Raw genomic sequence first — 6241 nt, forward strand, 5'->3', positions numbered from 1 at the left:
CACCCAAACTGTGTCCCGCCAACACAACGGGCTGCGTGCCTTGTTTTTCGTTCCACACTCGCCAGGCTGCAACACTGGCAGCTAACAAAGCAGGTTGTGTATTTTGGGTTTCATTGAGCTTATCCTCGGGACCATTTTGCACCAATTGCCAAAGGTCATAACCAAGTACGTCCGATGCACTCGCGAAAGTTTGTTGTACGACAGGATAGACCTCAGCTAAAGAATCCAGCATTCCTAATGATTGTGAACCCTGACCGGGAAATATAAAACCCAATGACATATCAAGTTATCCTCGAATCTTTAAAATAAAGTTATTGTGATCGGTATTAATGCAGTAATCTGGCTAAGAGTTTTCGGAAATTTATTATAATAGTTAACACATATTTAATATTTAATGAGTGTTGATCCCCAGGTGAAACCGCCGCCAAAAGCTTCACACAACAAAATATCACCACGCTTGATTCGCCCATCTCTTACCGCTACATCAAGCGCCAACGGAACCGATGCAGCGGATGTATTGCCATGCTCCTGTACGGTAACTACCACCTGGTCCATGGACATTTTTAATTTTTTTGCCGTAGCGGCAATGATACGGATATTCGCCTGATGAGGTACCAGCCAGTTGATATCTGTTTTTTGCAGATTATTCTTCGCCAAAGTTTCATCAACAATACGGCCCAGTGTTCTCACAGCCATTTTGAACACTTCATTACCCTGCATGTTGATATAAGCACTGCCTTCTTTAACCCGGTCATAACCATTGGAAATACCATAGGGCACCGTTAGTAACTGTTCATAACTGCCATCAGCATGTAAGTGTGATGACATTATTCCAGGTTCATCACTGGCCTGTAACACCACCGCGCCAGCGCCATCACCGAACAATACGCAGGTGCCACGATCCGTCCAGTCGACGATACGGGACATGGTTTCAGCACCAACAACCAGGGCATTTTTTGATATACCACTGCGAATAAACTGGTCAGCCACCCCAACGGCATACACAAAACCGGTACAGACAGCCTGAATATCAAATGCGGGACAACCGTGTATATCCAGGCGCGCCTGCAGCAAACATGCAGTACTGGGAAAAACCTGGTCAGGCGTAGTCGTCGCGACAATAATAAGATCTATATCTGAGGTACTAATACCAGCCGCTTCGATGGCCCGGCGAGATGCAGCTTCCGCCAGGTCACAGGTCGTCTCACCATCAATAACTATATGGCGTTTTTTAATACCGGTTCTTTCCGTGATCCACTGATCAGAAGTATCAACCATTTTTTCCAAATCATGATTGGTTAATACTTTCTCCGGTAAGTAACCGCCGGTCCCTGCAATTCTCGAATAGGTCAAACGGCTTGCCTCTCTGATAAAAAGTGTTCCAACTGTTGACGAATTTTCTGGGGCACGTTCTTTTGTACTTCCAGCTTGGCTTCCTTTAACGCACAAGCAAGAGACAGCACATCAGCACCACCATGGCTTTTAACAACAATTCCCTGTAAGCCCAGCAGACTGGCCCCATTGTATCGACGAGGATCAATTCTCTTTCTAAATGCCTTCAGGACGGGCATAGCAATGATTCCTGCCAGCATGGTTAGCAAGTTGCGCTTAAACTCCTGCGTCATGTAATGGCGAATTAATTGCGCTACACCTTCAGTAGTTTTAAGCGCAACATTACCTACAAAACCATCGCATACGACTACATCAACGGTACCTTTGTAAATATCATCGCCTTCAACATAACCTACATAATTCAAATCAGAACTTTCAAGCAAGCGCGCTGCTTCCTTAACACGTTCATTACCTTTAATTTCTTCTTCACCTATATTCAACAATCCAACGGTCGGCGCATCAATATTCTCCACGGCACTGACCAATACTGATCCCATCACCGCAAATTCAAGCAGGTTTTCCGCACTGGTATCGACATTGGCCCCCATATCCAGTACATGAGTATGCCCTTTGATGGTCGGCAGTGTTACGGTGATAGCCGGACGATCAACACCGCTAATCATTTTTAGCACAAAGCGACCAGTTGCCATTAACGCACCCGTATTACCGGCACTTACGCAGGAATCTGCTGTACCATCTTTAACAAGGTTAATCGCCACGCGCATGGAAGAGTCTTTTTTATTACGTAATGCATAAGAAGGCAGATCATGCATCTCAACTTTTTGACTTGCATGTTGAATGGAAACGCGTTCACCAACCATTGCATTAGACTTGTTTAACTCAGCAGTGATTTCATCCTGATCCCCTACCAAAATGATTTTTATTTCAGGATCTTCGTTTATGGCAGATAGCGCCGCGGGTACAGTAACATGAGGGCCGTGATCGCCTCCCATAGCGTCAAGCGCAATTGTGATAGGTTTTTCCATAAGTGCGGGTATAAATAATGTGTTTGCGTTGTTAGCAACAACGTAATCCGAAATGGATTAGCTTAGAACAAACCGATTCTAGAACCGATACAAATAGAAAGAACGCCAGGCATAACTACCTGGCGCACAAATTTCTACAGAGAATAAATTATCGTTATTCTTCATCTTTACTGGCGATTACCTGACGTCCACGATAGTAGCCATCGGGGCTAATATGATGACGTCGATGCGTTTCGCCAGTGGTTGGTTCAATAGATAACGTTGGTGCCTTTAAGCCATCATGTGCACGACGCATATTGCGGCGTGAAGGTGACTTTTTGTTTTGTTGCACTGCCATAACAATTCCTCGCTTTTAATAATTACTACAACAATAAATTAATCTTTTTTACGCAGCTTCTCTAAAACTGCAAAAGGATTCTGACGTTCAGTATTACTGTCTGTACCAGATCTCGTAGTTGCATCCTGTACAGATCCACCGTACTGTCCCTCAACCGAACATTGCTCTGGTTCATGTAATGGAACCGCCGGCAATGCCAGAATAATTTCGTCTTCTACGAGCCCTGATAGTGAAGTTTCCTCTTCAACGATCATTGGTTCGTAATGCGAAGGCAAATCTTGTGCCTGCTCCTCTGTCGCTACGAATGCCAAAGACACTTTGGCATTTATCGGCAACTCCATGGCGTTCATACAACGCTGACATTGCATGCTTACCCGGGTGTGAACTTTGCCTTTCACGTAGGCCTGCCCGGTTTCGTCAATAGCGAATGCCAGATCAACCTCCACATTACCAGCGTTACTTGCCAATAACGGGGTCAATCGGTTCATATTTGCTATTGAAAGTTCGCCCTTTAATACTCGCTTATTTTCAGCAAGACGGTAAGGCTCAATAAACTCAGGTAGCCGCTGTGACATAAACGCGCAATAGTATAAGTTATTGTCAATAATGTCAAAATCTCTATCGAGAATTGCTTTTGCACCAGATACTTACGGTGCTATGCTTTGCCATAGCCGCTTGACAGGAAAGTAAAGTTTCCGTAATAGTCGCTAATCAGAATAATTTACCCAGCCAGGTTAACTATTGATCAAAAAGGTTCTTATTGCCAATCGGGGAGAAATCGCAGTCCGAATCGTTCGCGCCTGCGCTGAACTCGGTATTAAATCGGTCGCCGTCTATACAGACGCTGATCGTTATGCGTTGCATATCAAAAAAGCCGACCAGGCCTTCAGCCTGGGACCGGACTCTGTATCGGGCTATCTCAATGCTCATCGAATTGTAAACCTGGCCGTGGCGACCAATTGTGACGCCCTGCACCCTGGTTATGGTTTCTTATCAGAAAATCCTTTGTTAGCAGAAATTTGCGCCAAACGTGGCGTTCGATTCATTGGCCCCGATGCCACCATCATCAATCGTATGGGCAACAAAATCGAGGCCCGTAATGCCATGATTGCTGCCGGTGTCCCGGTGGTGCCAGGCAGTGACGGCAATGTCAAAGATGCCGATGAAGCGCTGAAAATTGCCAACGAGATTGGCTACCCCGTCATGCTGAAAGCAACTGCCGGCGGCGGTGGACGAGGCATCCGGCGCTGCGAAAGCGCTCAGGAATTACCAAACATGTTTGAACGAGTCATCTCGGAAGCCAGCAAGGCCTTTGGCAGCACAGATATTTTTATCGAAAAATGTATTGATAATCCGAGACATATCGAGGCTCAAATACTGGCCGACACCCAGGGCAATACCGTGCATCTTTTTGAGCGAGACTGTTCAATTCAACGCCGCCATCAAAAATTAATAGAAATTGCACCTTCGCCACAGCTCAGCGAAGAACAACGGCAATTGGTGGGTACTCTGGCGGTGAAGGCGGCCCAGGCCGTCGGCTATACCAATGCTGGTACCGTGGAATTCCTGCTCGATGAAAACGAGAATTTCTATTTCATGGAAATGAATACCCGCTTGCAGGTAGAACACACGATCACTGAGCAAATTACGGGTATTGATATTGTCCAGGAACAAATCCGCATCGCCGCGGGTGATTCCTTGAGTTTCAAACAGGAAGACGTACAACGCCGCGGATTTGCCATGCAATTTCGCATCAATGCCGAAGATCCAAAAAATGACTTTCTGCCCAGTTTCGGCCGGGTAACGCGTTACTTTGCCCCTGGCGGTCCCGGGGTGCGTACCGATGCAGCCATTTACACAGGTTATGAAATACCGCCTTTTTATGACTCTATGTGTGCCAAACTTACTGTCTGGGCGCTGGATTGGGAATCTCTATTGAGACGTTCCAGAAGAGCTTTACTGGATATTGGCGTATTTGGCATTAAAACAACCATTCCTTATTATCTGGAGATACTCAAATCGGAAGAATTCCGCTCGGGGCATTTTAATACCAGCTTTGTCGAAGCTCATCCGGAATTAACACAGTATTCGGTACGACCGTCTTCTATGGAAATCGCAACAGCTATTGGGGCTGCCATCGCCGCACATATGGGAAATTAAAAGACTGTTTAAGAGTTCATTATGGCCAAAAAGAAATCATCATCGACGAAAGACGATAAAAAAGTGTATATCACTGATACGGTGTTACGTGATGCTCACCAATCCTTGCTGGCCACCCGAATGCGTACCGAAGACATGCTGCCTATCTGTGAAAAGCTGGATTCCATTGGCTTCTGGTCCCTGGAAGTCTGGGGTGGCGCTACCTTTGATGCCTGCGTACGGTTTTTAAAAGAAGATCCGTGGGAACGATTACGGAAATTGCGCGAAGCTATGCCTAATACGCGCCTGCAAATGTTATTGCGTGGACAAAACCTGTTGGGATACCGGCATTATTCTGATGATGTAGTGCGCGAATTTGTCAAACATGCCGCGGATAATGGCATTGATGTATTCCGGATATTTGATGCGCTTAATGATATTCGCAACATTCAAGTTTCCATTGAAGCCGTTAAAAAACAAAACAAACATGCGCAACCTGCCATTTGCTATACCACGAGTCCAGTCCATACCCTTGAACAATTTGTCAGTTTAGCCAAAGAACTGGAAGGCATGGGCGCTGATAGTATTGCCATCAAAGATATGGCCGGCCTGCTCACACCTAAGGCCGCGGGTGATCTGGTCAAGGCATTGGTCAGTGAATTAAATGTTCCAGTGCAGGTTCATTCACACGCTACTGCAGGTCTGGCCGCTATGTGTCATTTCAAAGCGGTAGAGAATGGCTGTCGTCATATTGATACCGCCATCTCTACGTTATCTGGCGGCACGAGCCACCCACCCACAGAAAGCATGGTCGCGGCATTTAAAGACACCGAATACGACACAGGCCTGGATCTAGTCGCTCTGCAGGAGATTGGTTTCTATTTCAGTGAAGTGCGGAAAAAGTACCATCAATTTGAAAGTGAATTCACCGGACTGGACACCCGGGTTCAGGTAAACCAGGTGCCTGGTGGCATGATCTCCAACCTGTCGAACCAGTTGCGGGAACAAGGTGGCCTCAACCGAATGAACGAAGTGCTGGATGAAATTCCACGGGTACGCAAGGACCTGGGCTATCCCCCCTTAGTGACCCCAACGTCACAAATCGTTGGCACTCAAGCCGTGTTTAATGTGATTACCGATGAACGTTATAAAACGATCACCAACGAAGTAAAATTATACCTCCAGGGTCGTTACGGCAAACCACCCGGTAAAGTCAATGAAGCACTAAGACAACATGCCATTGGCAATGAAGATGTCATCGACTGCCGGCCTGCCGAGTTGTTAAAACCTGAAATGGATAAATTGCGAGACGAAATTGGCAGTCTGGCTGAATCCGATGAAGACGTAATGATCTACGCCATGTTTCCGGAAGTAGGCAAAGAATTCC

At 46.3% G+C, this 6241-nt stretch carries 7 protein-coding genes; 2 read left to right on the forward strand and 5 right to left on the reverse strand.

The genetic code is table 11. The features are described 5' to 3' along the window. The 5 genes from ACWVCM_RS08420 to ACWVCM_RS08440 all read right to left on the reverse strand — a co-directional run. Window positions 1–280: ACP S-malonyltransferase (locus ACWVCM_RS08420; protein ID WP_455201291.1), on the reverse strand; the 280-nt coding region annotated here is incomplete at its 3' end. Between the two features lie 104 nt (window positions 281–384). Further along, entirely contained in the window at window positions 385–1353 is a 969-nt protein-coding gene (locus ACWVCM_RS08425; protein WP_455201292.1) for a beta-ketoacyl-ACP synthase III, read from the reverse strand. Beyond that, the gene (gene plsX / locus ACWVCM_RS08430; protein WP_455201293.1) at window positions 1350–2378 is read right to left on the reverse strand and encodes a phosphate acyltransferase PlsX; all 1029 of its coding nucleotides are present in this window, start codon (window positions 2376–2378) and stop codon (window positions 1350–1352) included. The genes ACWVCM_RS08425 and plsX overlap by 4 nt, the downstream gene beginning before the upstream one ends. A gap of 154 nt (window positions 2379–2532) precedes the next feature. Next, window positions 2533–2715, reverse strand: a complete 183-nt coding sequence (gene rpmF, locus ACWVCM_RS08435; protein ID WP_455201294.1) for a 50S ribosomal protein L32 — start codon at window positions 2713–2715, stop codon at window positions 2533–2535. Between the two features lie 38 nt (window positions 2716–2753). After that, the gene (locus ACWVCM_RS08440) at window positions 2754–3290 is read right to left on the reverse strand and encodes a YceD family protein (RefSeq protein ID WP_455201295.1); all 537 of its coding nucleotides are present in this window, start codon (window positions 3288–3290) and stop codon (window positions 2754–2756) included. 166 nt (window positions 3291–3456) lie between these two features. Here ACWVCM_RS08440 and ACWVCM_RS08445 point away from each other — a divergent pair, with 166 nt between their 5' ends. Both ACWVCM_RS08445 and oadA read left to right on the forward strand, forming a co-directional pair. Beyond that, window positions 3457–4875 carry an acetyl-CoA carboxylase biotin carboxylase subunit gene (locus ACWVCM_RS08445; RefSeq protein WP_455201296.1) on the forward strand — a complete coding sequence of 473 codons (1419 nt, stop codon included), beginning with the start codon at window positions 3457–3459 and terminating at the stop codon, window positions 4873–4875. 21 nt (window positions 4876–4896) lie between these two features. Further along, a partial coding sequence (oadA, locus tag ACWVCM_RS08450) for a sodium-extruding oxaloacetate decarboxylase subunit alpha (protein ID WP_455201297.1) occupies window positions 4897–6241 on the forward strand: 1345 nt, incomplete at its 3' end.

This window comes from Kaarinaea lacus, assembly GCF_975902315.1.